19 protein-coding genes are annotated in these 21,966 nt (G+C 52.8%); 7 read left to right on the top strand and 12 right to left on the bottom strand.

Features of this window, described 5'->3' with window-relative positions; genetic code table 11:
- Window positions 1-158: 158 nt before the first annotated feature.
- From ACMAY6_RS06265 to egtD, 3 genes are all read left to right on the top strand, one after another.
- Window positions 159-1,622 (top strand): NAD-dependent succinate-semialdehyde dehydrogenase, encoded by a 1,464-nt coding sequence (locus ACMAY6_RS06265; protein WP_435215398.1) that lies wholly within the window; start codon window positions 159-161, stop codon window positions 1,620-1,622.
- A 179-nt stretch (window positions 1,623-1,801) separates the two neighbouring features.
- On the top strand, window positions 1,802-3,049 hold the full coding sequence (gene egtB, locus ACMAY6_RS06260) for an ergothioneine biosynthesis protein EgtB (RefSeq protein ID WP_435215396.1): 1,248 nt from the start codon (window positions 1,802-1,804) through the stop codon (window positions 3,047-3,049).
- Between the two features lie 68 nt (window positions 3,050-3,117).
- Window positions 3,118-4,032, top strand: a complete 915-nt coding sequence (gene egtD, locus ACMAY6_RS06255) for an L-histidine N(alpha)-methyltransferase (protein WP_435215394.1) — start codon at window positions 3,118-3,120, stop codon at window positions 4,030-4,032.
- Here egtD and ACMAY6_RS06250 read toward each other — a convergent pair.
- Window positions 4,029-5,375, bottom strand: coding sequence for an aminotransferase (locus ACMAY6_RS06250; RefSeq protein ID WP_435215392.1), 1,347 nt, complete (start codon window positions 5,373-5,375; stop codon window positions 4,029-4,031). The two genes, egtD and ACMAY6_RS06250, sit on opposite strands and share 4 nt — an antisense overlap.
- Window positions 5,376-5,784: 409 nt before the next feature.
- Here ACMAY6_RS06250 and ACMAY6_RS06245 point away from each other — a divergent pair, with 409 nt between their 5' ends.
- On the top strand, window positions 5,785-6,180 hold the full coding sequence (locus ACMAY6_RS06245) for a DoxX family protein (RefSeq protein ID WP_435215390.1): 396 nt from the start codon (window positions 5,785-5,787) through the stop codon (window positions 6,178-6,180).
- A 24-nt stretch (window positions 6,181-6,204) separates the two neighbouring features.
- On the opposite strand, the gene ACMAY6_RS06240 is transcribed toward ACMAY6_RS06245, so the two are convergent.
- Entirely contained in the window at window positions 6,205-7,905 is a 1,701-nt protein-coding gene (locus tag ACMAY6_RS06240) for a tetratricopeptide repeat protein (RefSeq protein ID WP_435215388.1), read from the bottom strand.
- A 165-nt stretch (window positions 7,906-8,070) separates the two neighbouring features.
- Here ACMAY6_RS06240 and ACMAY6_RS06235 point away from each other — a divergent pair, with 165 nt between their 5' ends.
- Window positions 8,071-8,232 carry a hypothetical protein gene (locus ACMAY6_RS06235; RefSeq protein ID WP_435215387.1) on the top strand — a complete coding sequence of 54 codons (162 nt, stop codon included), beginning with the start codon at window positions 8,071-8,073 and terminating at the stop codon, window positions 8,230-8,232.
- A 200-nt stretch (window positions 8,233-8,432) separates the two neighbouring features.
- On the opposite strand, the gene glpK is transcribed toward ACMAY6_RS06235, so the two are convergent.
- The 4 genes from glpK to ACMAY6_RS06215 all read right to left on the bottom strand — a co-directional run bounded on the left by glpK (window position 8,433) and on the right by ACMAY6_RS06215 (window position 12,987).
- A complete protein-coding gene (gene glpK, locus ACMAY6_RS06230) occupies window positions 8,433-9,929 on the bottom strand; it encodes a glycerol kinase GlpK (RefSeq protein WP_435215385.1) in 1,497 nt (498 codons plus the stop codon).
- 108 nt (window positions 9,930-10,037) lie between these two features.
- Window positions 10,038-11,471: an aldehyde dehydrogenase family protein gene (locus tag ACMAY6_RS06225; protein WP_435215383.1), complete on the bottom strand. Its 1,434-nt coding sequence runs from the start codon at window positions 11,469-11,471 to the stop codon at window positions 10,038-10,040.
- 73 nt (window positions 11,472-11,544) lie between these two features.
- Window positions 11,545-12,396 carry a phytanoyl-CoA dioxygenase family protein gene (locus ACMAY6_RS06220; protein ID WP_435215381.1) on the bottom strand — a complete coding sequence of 284 codons (852 nt, stop codon included), beginning with the start codon at window positions 12,394-12,396 and terminating at the stop codon, window positions 11,545-11,547.
- 126 nt (window positions 12,397-12,522) lie between these two features.
- On the bottom strand, window positions 12,523-12,987 hold the full coding sequence (locus tag ACMAY6_RS06215) for a pilin (RefSeq protein ID WP_435215379.1): 465 nt from the start codon (window positions 12,985-12,987) through the stop codon (window positions 12,523-12,525).
- 178 nt (window positions 12,988-13,165) lie between these two features.
- Here ACMAY6_RS06215 and ACMAY6_RS06210 point away from each other — a divergent pair, with 178 nt between their 5' ends.
- Window positions 13,166-14,314 carry an acyl-CoA dehydrogenase family protein gene (locus ACMAY6_RS06210; protein WP_435215377.1) on the top strand — a complete coding sequence of 383 codons (1,149 nt, stop codon included), beginning with the start codon at window positions 13,166-13,168 and terminating at the stop codon, window positions 14,312-14,314.
- 5 nt (window positions 14,315-14,319) lie between these two features.
- The gene (locus tag ACMAY6_RS06205) at window positions 14,320-16,104 is read left to right on the top strand and encodes a DUF885 domain-containing protein (protein ID WP_435215375.1); all 1,785 of its coding nucleotides are present in this window, start codon (window positions 14,320-14,322) and stop codon (window positions 16,102-16,104) included.
- A 68-nt stretch (window positions 16,105-16,172) separates the two neighbouring features.
- On the opposite strand, the gene ACMAY6_RS06200 is transcribed toward ACMAY6_RS06205, so the two are convergent.
- The 6 genes from ACMAY6_RS06200 to ACMAY6_RS06175 form a co-directional block, all read right to left on the bottom strand.
- A complete protein-coding gene (locus ACMAY6_RS06200; protein ID WP_435215373.1) occupies window positions 16,173-16,322 on the bottom strand; it encodes a hypothetical protein in 150 nt (49 codons plus the stop codon).
- Window positions 16,309-17,256, bottom strand: coding sequence for a winged helix-turn-helix transcriptional regulator (locus ACMAY6_RS06195; RefSeq protein WP_435215371.1), 948 nt, complete (start codon window positions 17,254-17,256; stop codon window positions 16,309-16,311). The genes ACMAY6_RS06200 and ACMAY6_RS06195 overlap by 14 nt, the downstream gene beginning before the upstream one ends.
- A gap of 284 nt (window positions 17,257-17,540) precedes the next feature.
- Window positions 17,541-18,353 (bottom strand): PhzF family phenazine biosynthesis protein, encoded by an 813-nt coding sequence (locus ACMAY6_RS06190; RefSeq protein WP_435215368.1) that lies wholly within the window; start codon window positions 18,351-18,353, stop codon window positions 17,541-17,543.
- Entirely contained in the window at window positions 18,353-20,158 is a 1,806-nt protein-coding gene (locus tag ACMAY6_RS06185; protein ID WP_435215366.1) for an acyl-CoA dehydrogenase, read from the bottom strand. The genes ACMAY6_RS06190 and ACMAY6_RS06185 overlap by 1 nt, the downstream gene beginning before the upstream one ends.
- Window positions 20,159-20,188: 30 nt before the next feature.
- Window positions 20,189-21,265: an SMP-30/gluconolactonase/LRE family protein gene (locus tag ACMAY6_RS06180; RefSeq protein WP_435215364.1), complete on the bottom strand. Its 1,077-nt coding sequence runs from the start codon at window positions 21,263-21,265 to the stop codon at window positions 20,189-20,191.
- Window positions 21,266-21,352: 87 nt separating this feature from the next.
- A complete protein-coding gene (locus ACMAY6_RS06175; RefSeq protein ID WP_435215362.1) occupies window positions 21,353-21,961 on the bottom strand; it encodes an NADPH-dependent FMN reductase in 609 nt (202 codons plus the stop codon).
- Window positions 21,962-21,966 lie beyond the last annotated feature (5 nt).

Genomic DNA, 21,966 nt, shown 5'->3' with positions numbered 1-21,966 from the left:
TTGGCGATACCCTCCAACGACCCTAAAAACGCGCGAATAAAACACCGCTAAAGGGGAGCTTTTTCCCAATGCTTTAGCTGTTAGGCTACTGCCATGCAGCCCCAAAACGCATTTAGCTTGGCCGCAATTCATTTAAGCCACTGGCGAGGAGTGCCACCATGACCATTAAACTGTCCAACCCAATGCTGTTACGCACCGAGGCCTATATCAATGGTGAGTGGGTTGCGGCCGATAATGGCGCCCGACTGCCAGTGACAAATCCAGCTACGGGAGAGTTGCTTACCAATGTTGCCAAGGCTGGAGCTGCTGAAACAAGGCGCGCTATTGAGGCGGCTGAAATTGCCATGGTCTCGTGGCGTCAGCTCCCCGCCAAGCAGCGCGCCCAAATTATGCGCCGGTGGTTCGAACTGATTATGGAGAATCAGGAAGATCTCGCCCAAATCATGACTTTGGAGCAAGGCAAAACTGTTGCCGAATCTCGGGGCGAGGTTGCTTATGGCGCATCGTATATTGAGTGGTATGCCGAGCAGGCAAAGCGTGTAGACGGCGATGTCATTCCCGCCCCTAGCAGTGACAAAAGGATTGTCTGCATCAAACAACCCGTGGGTGTTTGTGCCTCGATCACTCCATGGAACTTCCCTAATGCAATGATTACGCGTAAAGCAGCCCCGGCGTTAGCGGCAGGCTGCACCATCGTCATTAAACCCGCTAGTGAAACCCCCCTTTCGGCCCTAGCACTTGCCGAATTAGCTCACCAGGCGGGAATTCCACCTGGCGTCCTGAATGTGCTGGCCGGAAGTTCTGCAGACATTGGCGAAGAGCTGACTAGCAACCCTACGGTTCGCAAGCTTTCTTTCACAGGATCGACACCTGTTGGAAAAATGCTGGAAGCCCAGTGTGTACCCACACTGAAAAAAACCTCCATGGAGTTGGGTGGGAACGCGCCCTTCATAGTCTTCGATGATGCTGACATTGATAGTGCCGTAAAAGGTGCCTTAATCTCCAAGTATCGCAACAGTGGTCAGACCTGCGTGTGTTCAAATCGCATATTGGTTCAAGCTGATATCGCCGAGGAATTTACCGCCAAGCTGATTGCAGCTACAGAAGCACTTAAGCTCGGCAACGGTCTTGATGATGGCGTTGATCTCGGCCCTCTAGTCAACGCCAAAGCTGTGACTGACGTGCATAAGTTAGTGCAAGAGTCTGTGGCGGCCGGCGCTAAGGTTGCCCTTGGGGGTGCACCCAGTGACTTAGGAGGATGCTTCTATCAACCCACGATTTTGACTGGAATTCGCCCCGACATGCCGGTTTTTCGCAATGAGATCTTCGGCCCCGTCGCACCTATCGTTACTTTTGAAACCGAAGCTGAAGCCATTGAACTCGCCAACGATACTGAATTTGGCTTGGCGAGCTACTTTTATACTCGGGACATTGGGCGAGTTTGGCGCGTTGCGGAGGCCCTCGAATACGGCATAGTGGGCATCAACGAAGGCATCATTTCCAACGAAATGGCGCCCTTCGGTGGCATCAAGGAATCAGGGTCCGGACGCGAGGGCTCTAAATATGGCATCGACGACTATTTGGAAATTAAATACATGCTTATGGGCGGGCTAGACCAATAAAGTAAATCCTCTGTGCGCCGATGGCCCCACCCTTCTGGCGCTGTCCCTACATCGGAGATTTTTTAGCTCGGCGTAGTTACTCTTAGGTGACCGCGCCCCAGCTGTGTTTTAGACTATAGTTTCTGACGCGCTGGAGGCATTAATGAAGTCTAAGCGCGCAATACCGGAGACCCGCATTAGTGTTCCAAGGCGCGCCCATCACAGCTGATCTACAGGAGCAAAGCGCACGCATTGACGCCTTTAGTCGTTGTCGCAGTGATTCGCTTACCTTGTGCTCAAACTTATCCGCCGAAGATCACATGGTGCAGGGCGCGCCCTTTGCGAGCCCCCCAAAATGGCACTTGGCGCACACTACTTGGTTTTTTTCGACCTTCCTACTCAAACCACTAGGTCTAGAACCCAGCATTCCAAACAGTTGGAATACGTTGTTCAACTCTTACTACAACGGTATCGGACGACCCCACGCTAGGGCTCACCGAGGCATTTTGAGCCGGCCCGCTTTGAGCAATATATGCACGTGGCGAGAACAGGTTGACCAACAAATTTTGCGAGGCCTCAACGCCGATCACTTCAACTCAGGCCAACTACAACTCCTTGATTTGGGCATCCAACACGAAATGCAACATCAAGAGCTGTTACTGACTGACCTCCTCTACAGTTTCTCGCTCAACCCAAGCCATCCTGCATACAGTGCAGCGCCAGTAACCGCATCTCCTAACGTCAATCCGGCGGCGTGGCTCGCATTTGACGGTGGGTTGGTTGACGTTGGGGCCGGTGCCGAGGGGTTTTCATTCGACAATGAACAGCCTCGACACCGTCATTTTCTTGAACCCTTTGCCATTGCCGATCGTCTGGTGACCAATGGTGAATATAAGCAATTTATTGCGGCTGACGGGTATAGCGACCCTCAGTGGTGGCTCTCTGACGGCTGGGACACGGTAAACCGAGAACAGTGGCAGCGCCCCTTGCATTGGCTTGATCAAAACCAGATCTTTGGTCTACAGGGCGTTCAACCCCTAGATCTGAACGCGCCGGTTTGTCACCTTTCAGGCTACGAGGCCGAGGCTTATGCTCGATGGGCAGGCTGCCGGCTACCGACAGAATTTGAATGGGAGCACGCTGCGTCTGCACAAACGCTGCAAACCAGCCCCGCCGCTTTAGCGGCAGCTAAGTGCCACCCGGGATGGTTCGGCAGTGTCTGGCAATGGACACAATCCGCCTACGGGCCTTATCCCGGTTTCCGGCCCGACGAGGGCGCGGTGGGCGAATATAACGGGAAGTTCATGAGCAGCCAGTGGGTACTGCGTGGCAGCTCTTTTGCGACCCCAGAGCCGCAACAACGACTCCACTACAGAAACTTTTTTTATCCAGCAGACCGCTGGCAATTTACCGGCCTGCGACTTGCCAAAACGGCTAATAATTTATGATCTCGACCTCCGATCGTGCAGGAAACTCGCCATCCAACCTTAGGTTTATCCAAACAGAACGCCCACTCGTGGACGAAACCCTTGAGGTTTTAGCCTCATTGAGTGAGGAACTGCCACGACTGTCACCTAAGTATTTTTATGACTCTCGAGGATCCGAACTCTTCGAGGAAATTACTGCGTTACCCGAGTATTACCTGACGCGGTCTGAGGCAGAAATTTTTGATCGGCATTTAGACGACATAGCACAAGCTTTGGGCAGCGGTGACATCATTATTGAACCCGGCAGCGGCAACTGCAGTAAAGTCCGCCCGCTGCTTCAGCGCACGGCGCCCAGTGCTTATATCCCCATCGACATTGCAGGCGACTTTCTTTGGGCAGCAGCTGCCAATACCGCGCTGGAATACCCCAATTTAGGGGTGACGGCCATCGCCGCAGACTTCACTCAGAGCTGGACCTTTCTCGAAGAGATTCCCAAGGGACGACGAATTGTTTTCTATCCCGGATCGACATTGGGAAATTTTGATCCCAGCGCGCAACAAGATTTCATTCGACAATTGGCACAAGTCGTCGGCACTCAAGGGGGAATCTTATTGGGTGTTGATCTGCACAAAGACAGTGCGACACTACAGCGCGCCTACGATGATGCCGCGGGAGTCACCGCAGCATTCAACCGCAACATGCTAGCCGTCGTTAATGCCCGAACGGGGGCCAATTTTGAGCCCAAAGAGTGGCGCCATCAAGCCCGCTACAACAGCGAAATGCGGCGCATTGAAATGGAACTTGTGGCGCAATCTACGCAAACTGTAACCATCGGTGGTCAGACGCTCAAGTTTTCCGAGGGCACCATCATCAGAACCGAACACTCCCACAAATTTACTATGGCGAGCATCCAAGATTTAGCCGCGGCTGCGGGCATGACCGTCACCCACCATTGGCTCGATAGTAGCGCCAGGTTTTGCCTGGCGTTGCTGCAAAACGCTTAAACAGTAAGACCTTCTGCGGTTACAAAATCGAGGGTGCTGTCTAGCGCTCGCCCCAATTTATCCATGATTTCATCGACGTGTACTTCTTGAATAATCAGCGGCGGGCACAATGCCATCCGATTGCCCCCTAATGGGCGAATGATTAGGCCATTATCTTCCGCGGCCTTGGCGCAAAACTGCGCAACCTTCATGCCTTCAAAGGGCTGTTTAGTGGTTTTATTGGCGACCAATTCCAATGCCCCCAGCAATCCCATGGCCGACACCTCACCCACTAGCGGATGATCAGCAAATTCAGACAACCGCCTCGCCATATAAACACCCAGTGTTGCGGCGTGCTCAAAAAGCCTATCCCGCACGTAGATATCGAGAACCTTGCTCGCAACAGCACAGCCAAGTGGATGCCCACTGTAGGTATAGCCATGGCCAAAAACCCCCATATCTGACGCAGGACCCGCAATAGCATCAGCCATATCCCCTGCGACAATAGCCGCTGACAGTGGCACATACGCCGAGGTCAGGGCCTTGGCACAAGCCATCATCTTCGGCTTCATGTTCAGCTTTTCAGCACCAAAAGCAGCACCCAAACGCCCGAACCCACAGATGACTTCATCGTCCCAAAGCATAATGCCGTATTTATCGAGGACTCCTTGTATCGCTTCGAAATAGCCCTCGGGGGGTATGATGACACCACCTGCACCATTCACAGGCTCCGCAATCATGGCGGCAATCGTTTCTGGGCCTTCAGCCAAAATCAGCGTCTCGAGCTCTCTGGCGCGCCTTGCCACAAAGTCTGCTTCAGTCTCACCGGGCTCAGCACAACGGTAGTAATGTGGCGCACCCGTCCTCAAAACACCGAGCGCGTCGAAGGGTAATTGAAAGTGGGTGTGATTAGCAGGCAAACCTGTCAACGCAGCAGAGGCGAGGGATACGCCGTGGTACCCCTTGTCCCGCGCTATGATTTTGACCCGCTCGGGTTGGCCACTGGCAACCGCATGATATCGGATCAGCTTGACTAACGTATCGTTAGCATCGGAACCCGAAGCACCCAAAAAAACCCGGGCATCCTCTATGGGTGACATCGCCGCAAGCTTGTCGGCAAGCTCAATTGCGGAGGGATGCGTTTTGCCACTAAACATGTGACTAAAGCTGAGCTGCTCCATTTGGCGGGTGGCAGCTTCGATAATCTCCTGATTGCCGTAGCCCAGCGAGGTGCACCACAGACCCGCCATCCCCTCGAGGTATTGTTTCCCCGCCTGGTCATAGATGTAGGGGCCTTCGCCACGTGATACCACCATGACTTCAGTAGCCGCAGGGTTGGTTGTTGGATAAATCATGGCTGTCATGGCTTGCCCCAGTAGCATCGAAATTTCAGGCTAAAGCTACTCTTTCGTTGGGTATTAGCCAACCCCCTAAAGGGGGTGGTTCTGTTCCTCATGGGATACTGTCACGCGGGTTCGGTGTCTCCTTATCAGGCCTCGAAAACTGGCGCTCGCTCAGCTTTGTACAAATCGCGGAGAGCGTCAGAGGGTATTGCCACACCGAACACATGGGTCCACTAAGTAGAAAGTTGTCTTTTGCGCGCTGCGTCTTTTGTGCGCTGCTAAAGCCCCCAGTGTTCTCTGCTAGAAAAGCTTTCTTAACCGATGCTAATAGTGCACCCTGTTATTTGATTAAACCCCAACAGACTCAGGAGTGGGCGCGATGCCCCCTAGTCATCACAATAATTCTTTCAGCCACTAAAAGGACATTTCGATGGAAAAATTAGCGGTCACGCTTGGCAGGTTCCTTCTTGGGCTTTATTTTTTGATGCCGGGGATATCCAAGATCACCAGTTATCAAGCCATGCTCGATTATATGACGCTGCACAATATTCCAATGGTTGATGTATTGCTCCCCATTACGACAGCACTGCAGATCCTCGGGGGATTGTGCCTCATCGCAGGGTTTCGAATTAAGGAGATAGCCCTAATGTTCGCGGGCATGACCCTCTTAATAAATCTAGGAATGCACGACTTCTGGAATATCTATCCGGAGACTGACCAAGGCCATGAATTGCAAAACTTCGTCAAAAATCTCGGCATCTTTGCCGGACTATTGGTCATGAGCGCAGCACAGCACCTGCCCCAATGGCGCTTGGCTAAGGCGTAATGACCAAGTTGTAGGGCTGGAAGTTTAATCCAGTACAACCGCCTCGGTAAGGCCCATGTCTGCACTCTCCCAGGCTTTTTCCCATTGGAGGGCTCGAGCATCTGCCGCAACCGTTAGATTTTGGGCACGCAGCGCTTGAGTCAAACCGAATAGCGACCAACCGTTGTTTTGGTTCCATTGTAAATCTCGTTCAAAAACGCTCTGGGCCTCTGCAAAACGTCCAGCTCGCAACAGTGCTGAACCGAGATACAGCCGCATCGATTGCGGCCAGTCTGGGGGTTCGGTGTAATTATTCGTATCTTCTACCGCTACCCCTGCTTCAAACGAGGCAATGGCTCCTGCCAGATCACCCGTAGCAAGCTGTATCTCGCCTTGAAGACCGTGAGCTGCCAAAGTCAAAATTTCCGTAGTTGCGGTCGCTCCCGCACGATTACCCGAGGCACTATGGACCGTCGCGAGGGCCTCTAGCGTTTCGAGCTCCGCTTGCGCCAGCCCTAATTCACCCTTGGCCACAAAGGCGCTGCCCTGCACATAGCACCATATCCCTGACAGGTATGGCGTTGTTTGTTCAGGTGGATCTAATGCCAGCAGCTCATCCCAACGCCCAAAGATTTTCATGACTAACCAAGGGGCAGCGCGACGCTTTTGTGCGCGGCCCATAGTGGCCGCAGCAGGGGTCATTCGATTAGCCATTTCCCACGCCGACGAGTTAGCCGTGGCGTAGCTTCCCTGCATCGTGGCAGCAAAGCGAATAAAGTCTAGCGCATGCCCTGCATGTACTCGGTGGGATAGGTTGTAGGTCCCCTGACTGGGCAAGGGGCGGTCGCCCCAGATAGCCGCAAATTCTTGATCAACCGCCAAAGACCGACGATTATTCTCTATGGCTCTTTCGTAATCGCCCACTCGGATAAAAATGTGCGCAGGCATGTGGACGACATGCCCGCCGATAGGCACTGTCGCCTCCAGCGCATTGGCAGAGACCAAGGCGCGCTCAGGATGTCGTGATGCTTCAATAAGATGGATGTGTAAATGAAGCACCCCGGGGTGCGATGGATTGGTCTCGATAATTTTTTCCAATGCTGTTGCCACCTCCAGAGTCTCGCCCTTTGGCTCACCGGCATTGTCCCAGTAGTCCCATCGGCGAATCGACATATAGCTAGCAGCGTAGAGTGCTGCTATGTCAGGATCCGCTGGAAATTGTTTATTGAGTGCCCGCATCGCGGAGAGATAAGCAATATCCCTAGCCTCAGGGTCGGGAATGGCCTCTTCGTCGTAAAAGATTTGGAGTGCATAAATGAGTGCGGACTCGGTAACGCTCGCGCGCTCAATATGATCTATGGCTTTGTTAATCGCAGCTTTACCCATGCCATTTGGATCATCAGGCATCTGTGCGTAGCGTGAATTGGGATTTGGGCCCGCGGCATGGGCAAGCCCCCAATAAGGCATAGGATGCGTTGGGTCGAGTCGTGAGGCCTCCTGATAGGAAGCAATCGATTCTGGGAAATAAAATGCCCACGCAAGACGCAACCCTTGATCGAAAAAAGGTTGTGCTGCGGGAAGCAAACTGTCTATGCCACGGGAGTACTCTCCCGACCCAGGTATCAATATTGCTAAAGACTCAGATGGGCTCTGACCTCCATCCTCTGCAATCACTAAATTTTGCAGAAAACCATAGCCCAGCAAACCACATAGCAAGCCCTTTACAATTCGCGCTCTCACAGACATGTTTACCCCCCAAATTATAAATGCTTGCCTCAGCATGCAACCATCGCCTAGCCCACAGCAATAAAAATTTAATCGATCTTAAAAATTTAGGCTGAACTGCTAGCAAATTACAGCAAACTCATCAGGAGCTCGGCGAAAATACGTCAGAGCGCAAGTCATGATGCAGTGGCAGACATCCCTTTGCATCGTCTGCGTGAAGCTTACTATTCTGAGGGTGATATCTATGCGACTTGCAGCGTTATACAGACGGTAGATCGCGACGCTTTCCTACCCTATGCCTTTTCAGGCGTCGATGATTGGACCGCGCTCAATGGAGGCGGCGATTAGCGCAACTTGGGATTACTTTTTACTGCGCTTTTATTTTCTCCTTGCCACAACGCTGGCAGCGGAATCGTGTGATTAATTCCCCTCGACGAACTGCGAAAGGGTCAGTTTTGACCACCTGCCATTTGTGATGGCCGTTTCGGCATAGGGTCTGATCCGGCTTTTTGGGTTTACCTGTGAACTTGAGCACGTCAGCCATGGTATCAGCCCGCTAAGCGCGCGCGCGCTACGGCGGTTTGCCAAGACTGCCAGCGTTCCGCTCGTTTCTTGGGCGACAGTGCGACCTTAAATTCACGGTCCACACCCCATACTTTTGCAATATCTGTCGTAGAACTCCATAGACCGACACCCAATCCTGCGAGAAAGCAGGCACCTGCTGCCGTCGTTTCAATGACCTGGGGTCGAATAATCTTACGGCCCAAATAATTGGCTTGCAGCTGCATCAGCAGATTATTCGCCGCAGCGCCGCCATCGACACGAAGCGCTTTCATCCGCTTACCCGCTTCCGACTCCATAAGATTCAAGATGTCGGCATTTTGAAGCGCCATGGCGTCCAACGTCGCTCTGGCAATATGCCCCCGACCACTACCGCGAGTGAGGCCACAGATTGTGCCACGAGCCTCAGGATCCCAATGGGGCGCGCCTAAACCGGCAAGGGCAGGCACAAACTCCACCCCACCGCTGCTCTCCACTGTTTCGGCAAGCGCCTCTATTTCTGGAGCGGTTTTGATAATGCTCAACTCGTCGCGTAACCACTGCACCGCAGCACCACACACAAAGGCACCACCTTCAAGGGCGAAACTAACCGGACCTCCACGACCTAACTGCCAGCCAATGGTAGTGAGCAGCCCTCCTTCAGATTTAAGACGATCAGCCCCTGTATTCATAAGAATGAACGAACCGGTGCCGAAGGTGCATTTTGCATCGCCCGCCTTAAAACAAGCCTGACCAAACAATGCCGCTTGTTGGTCACCCGCCATTCCGGCGATGGGAATGCCATCGGGAAGGTCACGCAGACCCTTGGTATGGCCCAAGATCGCACTGGAGGGGGCGACCTCTGGCAGCATGTGTCTCGGCACACCAAATAATTTCAGTAAATCTTCATCCCAAGCCTGAGTCTCAAGGTTTAGTAACGATGTGCGCGATGCGTTCGACACATCGGTAGCGTGAATGGCTCCACCTGTGAGCCGCCACAGCAGAAACGAATCTATGGTTCCTGCTGCCACCTTCCCCTGATTTAAACGCCGACCAATACCCGGCGTATTATCTAAAAGCCAACGAAATTTACTGGCCGAGAAATAAGGATCCAGCACAAGACCGGTCTTGCTGCGAATCGCAGGCTCGTGACCCTCTTTTTTCAATGCTTCGCAAAACTCAGTGGTACGACGACACTGCCAAACCACGGCATTGTTCAAAGGCTTCCCGGAGTCGCGATCCCACAATAAGGCTGTTTCACGCTGGTTTGTAATGCCTATCGCTACTATTGAGGCGGGCTTTGCAAGGCCCTTGCGCACAACAGCGCGTATACCCTTTAATACGGAGGACCATATGGCCTCAGGTTCATGCTCGACCCAGCCCGGCTTGGAATAAATTTGGGGGAACTCATGGTTAACACTACCCAACAGCCTACCGTCAGCAGCCATGACTGCAATGGTTGTGCCGGTTGTTCCTTGATCCACTGCCAGAATAACCTGTGTCACCGTCTTTCTCTCCTACGACCTTCTCTGCACGACCGCCGAATCAGCGGCTCACCCAGCGACAAAAAAAGGGCGCCCTAGAGCGCCCTACTTTGATTTACGCCTATGACGCTAAGCCGCGCCGTAGCCTTCAATGGCTTTAATTTCGAGGTAATCCGTGAACCCGTGAGATCCCCACTCGCGTCCGTTACCCGACTGCTTAAAGCCGCCAAATGGCACGTCCATGCCTCCTGAGGCGCCATTCAAGTGAATGTTGCCCGCACGAATTTTTGCCGCCACCCGACGAGCATGATCAATGTCCTCACCCTGCACATAGCCGGCAAGACCGTACGGAGTGTCGTTGGCAATCTTTATAGCCTCTTCCTCGGAGTCGTAGGGAATCATCGTTAACACAGGACCAAAAATTTCCTCCCGGGCAACGGCCATGTCGTTATTAACCTCAGAGAAAACCGTAGGTCGAACGTAATAACCCTTATCAATCCCTTCAGGCAAACCGGCACCACCGCAAACCACCTTGGCGCCCTCTTCAATGCCCTTGTTAATAAGCCCCTGAATTTTATCCCACTGCACCTTTGAAACAACGGGCCCCATGGTCGTGTTCTCATCGGCTGTATCACCAATTGACACCATGGTTTCAGTCACCTTCGCGGCAATCGCCTCAGCGGCACCCAGCTTGTCTCGTGGCACTAGCATGCGCGATGGCGCGTTACAGGACTGACCAGTGTTGTTGTACATATGCAGCACTCCTCGAGTCACCGCCGCTTCAAGATCGGCATCCTCAAGGATAATGTTGGGGGATTTTCCTCCCAACTCCTGAGTCACTCGCTTGACCGTTGGCGCAGCATTTTGAGCAACCAGCGATCCAGCCCGGGTAGAGCCCGTGAAAGACATCATGTCAACGTCAGGGTGTACAGATAGTGCCGTACCGACTGTTGGCCCATCGCCATTAACCAAGTTGAAAACCCCTGCTGGCACACCCGCTTCGTGAAGAATTTCAGCGTAAATGTAAGAGGACAGTGGTGCAATTTCACTGGGCTTCAATACCATAGTACAGCCCACGGCAATCGCTGGAGCCACCTTACAGCTCACCTGATTAAGGGGCCAATTCCAAGGGGTAATCAAGCCGCAAACACCAATCGGCTCCTTTACAACACGGTGCTCACCCAGGTCTTCGGTGAATGCGTAGGTTTTCAGAACCTTTGCTGCTTCAGCAATGTGACCCAGCCCCGCAAAAGCCTGAGCGGTGGAAGCGAGCTTAATAGGAGCACCCATCTCCAAACGTATCGCCTCAGCGATATCCCCCAACCGACGCTGGTAGATCTCACAAATTCGCTCTAACAGGGCCACACGCTCTTCAATCGAGGTTTGACTAAAGGTCTCAAAGGCCGCCTTAGCCGCTGCAACGGCTTTATCAACATCGCTTTCATTACCCAAAGAAATGGTCGCGCAGACCTCCTCGGTGGCGGGATCAAACACCTCAAAGTCATTGGGCGCAGAAGGTGCTACCCATTCACCGTTAATGTAAAACTGTTTGTACTCTCTCATGAGATCACCTCGGTTATTAATTTAGTCGTAAAACATAAACTCGCGGAACGAGAACATAGCGAAACCCAGCGCATTACGCACCTAAAATTCGCTTTGGGTGCATGCCATCGACGTAGCCCATAAAAGGCGAATGTATCGAGTAGCCCAGTAAAGCCTGCACACGCTCGGGTAAAGCAACAACTTGCTCAGGTGCCATCGTTAGCAGCATGGTCTCCAGAGGGCGTAACCAGCCCGCACAATACTGCGGAGTAATAACCAGCCTTGACTGATCTGAGCGATTCGCGCCGCCACGATGCCATAGGTCGCCCCGGGCCACCATTAATGAGCCCGCGGTCAGTGTGACCGTTTTCGCGTCAGGATGAAATCCATAATCTACCGCTGCTTCAAGGCGGTCTGAATTGTCAAAGTCGATATCACTTAAGGCGCCAGGCAGATCACTCTCTACCCAACGATGGGACCGGGGAAGCACCTCGGTCGCGCCATTTTCAACTGTGGTGTCTGACAGAGCCCAAAATGCCGAAATTCCTACAACGTCATGGGGTGGCTTGAGAGAAGTATGCCCGTCATCTGTGTGCCAAGGTTGAGCAGTTTCTCCCGGCATTAGATCAATCGCCAAACAAGCCGATAACAGACAGCTCTCCCCAAGAAAGTGTTCCGCAAGAGTTAATGCGATGGGATGTGCCACCAACTCAGCAAATATTGGGTCTTTCGCAAGCATGGCGTAAACCCGATGACTATGGGTGCCCTCAAAGACGTTACGCCCACGGAGGTCTCGATCTAGCCAAGGCTGAAGTGCTGCCCGATAGGCTGTAATTTCAGCGTCGGAAAGCACACCAGTAAATACCGTATAGCCCTCCTCCTGAATCGCCGAATAATGCGTTTCAAAATCGACAGGCGCCCGGTTGGCGCGCACGTTAATATTCATAAATAGTTAACGCTGAGGATCGACAAGTCAGTTCAGCGCTTTTAGGGAGCTCGTTAGCGCAACAGGCAATAGCGTCGTGTGCGCTGGTCTCAAACACCGTTGCGGAATTCTTACTCGCACTCAAGATCACAAGCTGCAAATACCTTCAGACAGGCAGCTAGAAGAATTTTCGGTAATAGTCCAAGCCAACCTGCCACCTTTCAGTGCTGCGGCCCCATATTGGATACCCGCATCTGAACCATCGGCAAGATTCACCGTCGTGCTGTAAAGCCTAACCTGCGTTGTGTATGGGGTATTGCTGGTGTAGATACGAACGTCAACATCAGGGAGCCCCTTAATAGCACTGGCAAGTGCGCCATTGGACTTGTCACACTTTCGTAAATCGCCCTCTATTTCCCAGCAGAGCTCGAGAGCGACTTTGAGTGCATCCCAATCCTCAATAACTTGCGCAAATTCTGAGCGCTTCACATAGCTCTGATAGGCGGGAAGCGCTACCACCGCCAATACGCCGATGATAGCTATCGCCACCATCAGTTCGATCAACGAAAAGCCAGCTGCGCGATGCAGTAATTTGACACTCACTTTTTGCATAACAGAATCTCCACACAGCTTTAGGCGCATGAACTGTGGCCAGATTCATGCCTCAGTGCCGTAAAAAAAATACTACGCCCCTGTAATTATGGTCTTACCAGCCCAAAATGACACCTCCTTTCAGCGGCTGCCAGTTTTGGGCATAATTCCCAGCCCACGATTAGAAGGCAACGTAATTATGAATCAAGCCGTAAATCTTGACGAGATGCAGCTGTTCCGCGATATGGCAAGGCGCGCCTTTGAAAAAGAGATCTCACCACATTACGAACAGTGGGAAGAGGATCATATGGTGCCTCGTGAACTTTGGAACACCTTGGGAGCGGCAGGGCTGCTTTGCCCAGATGTCGCTGAGGAGTACGGCGGCGCAGGCACCACACCTCACGTCACCCTCGCCATGATAGAAGAGCTGTCCTACATGTGTTTTGGTGGCTTTGCCTCGGCTTACGGGATTCACTCTAATATCATCGCTCCGTATTTAAGCCGGCATGGCACACCGGAACAGAAGGCGCATTGGCTGCCAAAAATGGTTGCCGGCGAGTGTGTAGGTGCCCTCGCCATGACCGAACCGGGAGCGGGGTCAGACGTACAAAGCATTCGTACCAACGCAGTCCGCGACGGTGATGAATGGGTGTTAAATGGGTCGAAAATATTTATCACCAACGGAATCCATGCTGACCTAGTCATCGTTGCCGCGATTACAGATCCGGGTAGAGGCGCCAAAGGTACGTCCTTGTTCCTAGTTGACGCCCACGCGCCGGGTTTTGAGAAATCGAAAAAAATCGAAAAAATCGGTCAGCACACGTCCGATACGGCACTGCTATTTTTTACCGATGTGCGCTTACCTGCCAATGCCCTACTGGGCGAAGCGAATAAAGGATTCGCAATTCTCATGGATGAACTGCCCAGAGAACGATTGGGCATTGCTGCCCAAGCTGTGGCTGCCTCTGAGGGTGCTCTGGACGTCACCGTTGAATACGTTAAAGAACGTGAAGCTTTCGGACAAAAAGTGGGCAGCTTTCAAAACACTCGATTTAAGCTTGCTGATGTTAAAACCGATATCGCCATTAACCGGGCTTTTTATGAAAAGTGCACGGAAAAATATGCCAACGATGATCTCAGTAGCGAAGAAGCTGCCATGCTAAAACTCGCCAGTTGCGAAATGCAGTGCCGAGTTGCTGACCAGTGTTTGCAGTGCTTCGGTGGTTACGGTTACACCACGGAATACCCCATCTCACGCTTTTACGTGGACGCCCGTATTCAGCCGATTTATGGGGGCACGTCTGAAATTATGCGAGAGCTGGTTGCCCGCTCAATCTTGGGCCGGTGAAGCCCATGTTTTTAAAAATAACGGGACTGAACCGCCTGATAGGCGGTTTTTTTATGCTGGGCGCATCGACTATCGCCCTTGCTACTGACGCGGCTGATGAGGCTGTTGGAAGGGCCATTGCCGAACACTGGGCATGGAGTTTGGATAACTACCCAGAAATGCGGCTGGGCTACGGCGACCGCTCTGGTAACGCATCATGGACCGATATGAGTCTGGCATCAGAAGCACGGCGACAAGAGGCACTGAGCACCTTTTCACAGCAGCTGGGCGCTATTGAGCCGGCCAGCCTGTCTAGCGAGGTCCGTCTTAATCGAAGTATGTTACTGCGTGAAATTAACGATGAACGCGCGGCCTACGAGCAGGGTCTGCATTTAATGCCGATCAATATGCGTTCGGGCCCGCAGCATGCCCATGGCATGGCGGAGCGTTTACCGTTTAATAGTGAGCAAGACTACCGAGACTGGTTAACTCGCTTGCGCGCGCTGCCCGATCGGCTGCAGCAGTATCAAGAACTGCTGGCCGAAGGCATGGCTAAAAATAGGGTTCAAGCCGCCATAATCATTCAACGTGTTCCCGAGCAGATTGAGCGGGTAGTCACTGCTACACCAGAGGCCAGCCCATTCTACAAGGCCTTTGCAGAGATATCGGACAATATCGACCCTGCGGTAGCAAAGGCTTTGCAAGCCGAAGCAAAGACCGTGATTACAGACCAACTTAACCCTGCTTACCGTGATTTTGGGGCGTTTATTAAGGACAGCTACTTGCCCGCAAGTCGACCCGAACCGGGCATAGGGAGTCTTGAGGGCGGCAAAGCTGCCTACAGATTTTTGGTGCAACACTTTACGACCACAGACCTCTCGCCGGAAGCCATTCACCAGATTGGCCTTGATGAGGTCGCGCGGATTCGTGGTGAAATGGAAGGCGTCATCGCCGAGGTCGGTTTCGACGGAGAGCTCGCGGCGTTCAACGACTTTCTCCGGACTGCTCCCCAGTTCTATTACGATACACCAGAGGAACTTCTCGAGGGCTATCTAGCAGTAGCCAAACGTCTTGATCCCGAGCTGGTAAAGCTCTTCGGGAAATTACCGCGAATACCCTATGGTGTGCGACCCATTCCTGATGAAATAGCCCCTGACACCACGACGGCGTACTACATGCCGCCCACCCCAGATGGGAAACGGCCCGGCTGGTATTACGTGAATTTGTATAAGCCCGAAGTCCGCCCCAAGTTTGAGATGGAAGTGTTGAGTGTCCACGAGAGTGTTCCTGGCCATCACCTGCAAATTGCGCTGGCAGGTGAGTTGACCGACTTACCAGAGTTTAGACGGCGCAGCGGAGTCACCGCCTTTGTTGAGGGTTGGGGACTGTATTCAGAGCGACTCGGTTACGACATGGGGCTGTATCAGGACCCCTACTCTCGCTATGGACAGTTGGTTTACGACATGTGGCGTGCAGTGCGTCTGGTTGTCGATACCGGCATCCACTACTTCGGCTGGAGTCGCGAGCGCGCCATCAATTTCTTTTTGGCCAATGCGGCAAAAACAGAAGCCGATATTGTGAATGAGATTGATCGCTACATAGGCTGGCCGGGGCAGGCACTCGCCTACAAAATTGGGCAACTCAAGATGCTGGAACTCCGAGAGAACGCGGAAATTGCACTGGGAACTGCCTTTGATATTCGAAGCTTTCACGACCATTTACTGGGAGCTGGAGCCATTCCGCTGGATGCTCTTGAGGCGCGTATGGACACCTGGCTTGAAGGACAGCTGGCAGCGCAAACGAACCCCTGAGTCGTTTACCTCTACGCGTTCGATAAGGGGTGGTACCCCCGTGCGCACAGAGCGCTCACTAAACCATGCTAATTAGTGAGTTCTGAAACGCTGAACTCGGTGCGGCGTTCATCCAACTCGAGGGCGATGGGTTGGTTGTAAATAAGCGCCGTCAGCAACATAAATGTGTCGACTAGGGTAGGGCCGGACGCTGCTGTTGACGCATTAAACAGGCCCATAGGTGACGTCCTGAGGATAAAGGGTAAGCTGACAGTGGCTGCAGATTATTTCCCCTCGCAGCGCGGTGTTGCAAGGCGTGTGCTGTAAAAGTAACGCGCCTTTGCCGGGCTCGACCAACCAGCGGTTGGCCCAATCGTGCAGAGCCACCACATAGGGGTATAAGTCCCTGCCCTTGTCGGTAAGCCTATACTCGTTGCGTAAAGGCTGTTCTTGGTACATCACCTTTTCGAGTATTTGGGCTTGGACTAGAAGGCGCAAACGGTCGGAAAGAATATTTGTAGCAATGCCGATCGCGCTGGTGATGTCGTCAAAACGGCGTAACCCAAAGAATGCGGCTGCCAAGACAAGTGATGTCCAGCGATCTCCAATACAATCCAAAGCATTGAGCTGCCCGTTCACGGCGCCATTACCTTGTTCACAGGGGGATTTTGTCCTACGTTGGTGCCGCGGTGGGACCTCAGCCAATACCTGAAAGCTGGGACCTACAGACCAGCTAACATCTGCCGACTTTACAGCTTCCCTACACGTACCACACTGGTAAGTAGGCACTGTAGCGTGCCCACATACCTTGTGAATAAGCTGCTGCGGTAGGTCACTCCCACTAGCCCATCGTGAATCCCACACCCATAGCGTTAGCACCACGGGGTATAAACCCAGGCCTTTGTCTGTTAGCCGATAATCCTGACGCGTCGAACTTGATTCATAGACCTGCTTGTACAAAATTCCATTAGCCACTAAAGCTTTGAGCCGCGACGCCAGCGTGCCCCGCGCTGAGCCTGTGCTGCGCTTGAGTGCTTCAAATCGGCGAATGCCGAGATACACATCACGAATAATCATGAAGGCCCAGCGATCTCCGATCACAGTAACCGCCGCTGCAACCTGGGTATTAAGAATGGTGTCCGCTTTCAAAATGTCTTTAAAACCTGCTGTCATTGCTTTTGCCGAGGCCAACTAGACGGCCAAGGAATCATCCAGTTGATGCCTTTTCTATACACTTTATTGTTCGCCCTCTACAGCGCGAGATTCTTCTCTAAAGAGAGGCACGTCTCATAACACTGACCAACCAGTGGGTATTCAAGATTTGGCCTGGGATTGTCAGCCAGGCCGGGGGCCGCCCACAACCCGTAGCGAAAAGCCTACGCTTTACACAATTTGCCTGAATAACGGGGATGTCGCGACAGTTGAACCTAAACCAGCACTGCTCGGGCGTACAGGGCCTACCTGAGATCTATGGAACCCACGACGTCGGCAACAGCATAAGTGACAGATTGCCCTGTCAGCTTAACCCTATCTCCCGCTAGTACGCACTGTAGCTCCCCGCCCCGCTCGGAAACTTGTGCCGCACTTAGCGTGTCGCAACCCAGCTTGTCTGCCCAGTAAGGGGTCAGCACACAATGCGCCGAGCCCGTCACGGGATCTTCGTTAACCCGCAAGTTCGGTGCAAAAAAACGGGATACAAAATCATGGTGCTCACCCCGAGCCGTGACGATAACCGCGTGATCTACAGCCGCTGCAATCGCTGGAAAATCAGGCACAATTGCACGCAGTGCCGCTTCATTTTCCACCTCGTAAAGTGCTTTCCACGGATGGATCTCGGGGATTGCTGCGGCGATCACAGGCGTCTTCAACGCTGCAAGCAGTGCAGGTTCAGGGATGTGCGGTTGGGGCTGCAATGATGGAAAATCGAGCTCAATACCGTCGCCGATATATCGAGCACAAAGCTCACCACTAAATCGTGTCGAAAAGGTGACCTCTTCACCCTGAAATCCCAGGTGTGCCCTCAGCACATGTGCCGAAGCCAAGGTTGCGTGACCACAAAGCTGCACTTCAGCCCCTGGGGTGAACCAGCGTAACTCGTAATGCCCAGCGCCTGCCGGTACAAAAAATGCGGTTTCCGAAAGGTTATGCTGCGCGGCAATCGCAAGCAAAGTCTTGTCAGGAAGCCAGTTTTCCAAAGGCATGACAGCCGCAGGGTTACCACCAAAAGTCGTTTTGGTAAAAGCGTTAACGATGTAAAGCGGCAGACTCATTAGAACCAAGCCGCCTCCATGGTGTAGGTTGTATCGTCTAAATCACTCAGTAAGTCTGCCCAAACCTTGGTTTGTGGCAGCTCCCAGCGGGCGAAGTACAGCATGCTCTGGAGCTTGCCTCGATAGAAATCGGTGTCATCTGAGTGACATTCAGCCGTCAATGCCTGCGCTGCAATCAGACCTTGACGCAGCCACATCCAACCCACCACCACGTGCCCAAAGAACTCAAGGTATTTCGCGGAGTTTGCCATGACCAGATCAATGTCGCGCTCCAGCATGCTACCTAACAGAACCTCCGTCGTGCTCTTGAGATGACCCAAGGCAGTCTGCAGAGCGATGACCATAGGCGCACAATCAGCCACACCTTCTGCTGCTTCCAAAGTCGATTCAATAGCGCTTAAACACGCCTGATACCCCGCCAGTCCGTTTTGCGGCACTTTTCTACCCAAGAGATCAAGGGATTGAATGCCCGTAGTACCTTCATGGATTGGGTTTAGGCGATTATCGCGGTACATCAACTCCACTGGATGCTCATTGGTATAGCCGGCGCCGCCGAGCACCTGAATGGCCAGGTCGTTGGCCTTGGGCCCGTACTCCGAGGGCCAGGTTTTGACAATGGGCGTCAGGAAATCCAGCAGTTGAAAGGCATCGGCCCGTCCAACCTCATCGGGATGCGTCTTCCAGTCATCAACCAGTTGCGAGGCGAATAAGCACAAGCTCCATGCTCCCTCCGCATACGCTTTTTGAGCGAGCAACATTCGTCGCACGTCGGCGTGTTCTATCAACATAACGGGATCTGCCAGCGGGTCCTTCGAGGAAGGTTTGCGCCCTTGTGGGCGCTCTTTTGCATAGTCCAGACTGTACTGGTAACCCGCCATTGCGAGAGTTGCACCACTGCTCCCCACCATCACTCGGGCTTCGTTCATCATGTGAAACATATAGCGCAGGCCTTGATGTGGCTCGCCGACCAAATACGCCACAGCGCCCTCTCCCTCGCCAAAATTCAGTGCCGTTGAGGTTTGACCCCGACCACCCATTTTGTGGAATAAGCCGGCTAGCTGGACGTCGTTGCGCGCCCCCACAGAACCGTCCTCATTGAGGAGAAATTTAGGGCAAATAAACATGGAAATGCCCTTTACCCCCGGCGGCGCTCCTTCAATTCGCGCCAACACGGCATGCACAATATTGCTGGAAAGCTCGTGGTCCCCGCCTGAGATCCAAATCTTGTTACCAAATATTCGGTAGGTGCCATCGTCCTGGGCCACCGCCTTAGTGCGCATATCGGCAAGGCTTGAGCCTGCCTGAGGCTCTGACAGGGCCATGGTGCCCGCAAACTCCCCCGTGCGCAGCCTAGGCACCCAGGTATCAATCTGCTCCTGGGATGCGTGGGTCTCGAGGAGGTTGGCATTCGCGGCAGTAAGGGCATGGAAACCGTTGGTTGTGCTTGCCGCTGCAGTCACATACCCCATGGCACAAGACGCCACGACTAGCGGCAGTTGCATACCGCCCATTTCGTAACTCTGATCCGGACAAATCAGCCCAGCCTCGGCAACGGCATCGTAAGCCGCTTTGATTTCAGGGATCATGATGACCTTTTCACCATCCCAGTCGGGTTGATTCAGGTCGACGGTTTTTCGAATCGGCAGGAAATAATCTTCGGCAATTTTTTCAGAAATATCCAAAGCAGCGTCAAAGGACTCCCGATTGTGATCTTGATACCGCTCGCGGTCTTGGAGGGATTCCACATCGAACATTTCGTAAAGATAAAATTCCAGATCGCGTCGAGACAACAAAGGTGCGGGCATGAGAAGTTCCTGTGAGCTTGGCTAAAAATTTTAATTGGTCGCTTCAGGTCGGGGCAGATAACCTGCAGAGGTCATGTGAAGACTGCCCAACCAGAGATCGTCATCGCAGGGTGTTGCGCTGGTAATGTAATTATAACCCAGCGCAGGATCTTGCAGGTTGGCCACCACCGACCCATTAAGATCAACACCCAAGACAAAACTCACTGGGGTCGCTGCAGCCTCCTGTAAAGCCCTTGGCAACACTGATACCAAACGCCGTAACAGCGGTAAGTGTGCTACCGCATCGACTCCAGCGCGCAGCGAGGGCATAGCAATCCAGAAAGTCTTATTACCGTCATAGTTAATGTTATCGGGTGTGCCCGGAAGGTGCTCAACAAAAACATCACTGCTGCCAGCTTGAGGCCCTTTCAACCAAAAGCGTTGAACCCGCCCCAACCCTGTCTCATTAATCAATACGTAAGCGTCATCAGGGCCTAGAGCGACCCCGTTCGCAAAAAAGAGTCCATCGAGTAAAAGTTCAACAGCCCGGGTCTTGGGTGAGTACGCAAATAATCTTCCCGTCATCGATCCTTCATAAAAATCGAGCAGGTTATTGTGAAACTCAAAGCGCATTGAGGCGTCAGAAAAATAAATTGTGCCGTCGGCGGCAATGTCGACATCATCAACAAACTGAAGGCGTCGACCCAAATACTGGTCAACCAGCGTTTCAACTCGCCCCTCCTCACCTATTTTCAACAGCCCCTGATAGGCATCTGCAACTATCAAAGCACCCTGAGCATCAAAGGTCATACCCAAAGGGCGCCCTTGTGTTTGCGCAAATAGCGTGGTGTTGCCCTGCTTGTTGAAGCGAACAATCTGTCCGTCCTCAAGACCGCTGTAGAACCAACCGTCGCCTGAGCACGCGACATCCTCCGGCCCTAGATCCGGCATAGACACTGTGTCGACATTTTCCAGTCGATTGTTTGAGGCAAAAACGCCAGTGAGCTCAGGATTCGGTGGGGCTTCCCACATTGCGGGAACGATGGGAGCGGCAACAAATGACCACGCGACCCAGCCAAGGACAACACACGCTAGCGCCCCAAAAAATCTCGTCAGCAACTTTTTCAATAGGATGCTCCCCCTAGCAAATTAACGGCGAAGACTGCGCCATGAACACTTTAGCCACATGATGCGCAGATAACGCCGCCCATGCCGTTACATGCCGTTTGGATAACCGTCTAGGTCAACCACCCCACCGCCTCTAAGGGCACCAAGGGCTTCACTGTAGGCCAAAAGTAATTTTAAGCTGTAATCTGCTCGGTCGACAAAGTAGGTATGAGCCTCCGGATCATTCTCCGCCGAGTCGGCATTAAACACTTTGCCAACATTGCGAACGACTAATTGCTCGGGGATGTAACACAGGCGATTGTTTTTATAGCTGCTAGTGCGAAGCTCTGACACGACATAGGCACCCCCATCGCCACCAGAAATAGCGGTTATTAGTGCCGGTTTGTGTGCGAGGCCCGACTGAACGTTGCACAACAAAAAGAAATTCTTCACAGCGGAAGTGGCCATACCGTGCCATTCAGGACTCACAATGACAAAGCCGTCAGAACTTTGTAGTTGCTCCACCAAGCCCGGTAGAAAAGCCCAGGGGCCCTCACCACTACCTAGATTTTCATCCCACAAGGGCAGAGGGTCATGGGCGAGGTCATGCAACCACGTTTCAGCGTTCAATGACTGAAGCTGTTGCTCTAAATAAAGTGCGACTTTTCGGCTTTGAGAGTCATGACGATGGCTTCCCACAACAATACCAATCTTCAACTGAA

It is taken from the genome of Luminiphilus sp. nBUS_16, assembly GCF_051201645.1.
Taxonomy (GTDB): domain Bacteria; phylum Pseudomonadota; class Gammaproteobacteria; order Pseudomonadales; family Halieaceae; genus Luminiphilus.
The sequence above is the reverse complement of the archived record's forward strand: the minus strand, read 5'-3'. Positions and strand labels throughout refer to the sequence as shown.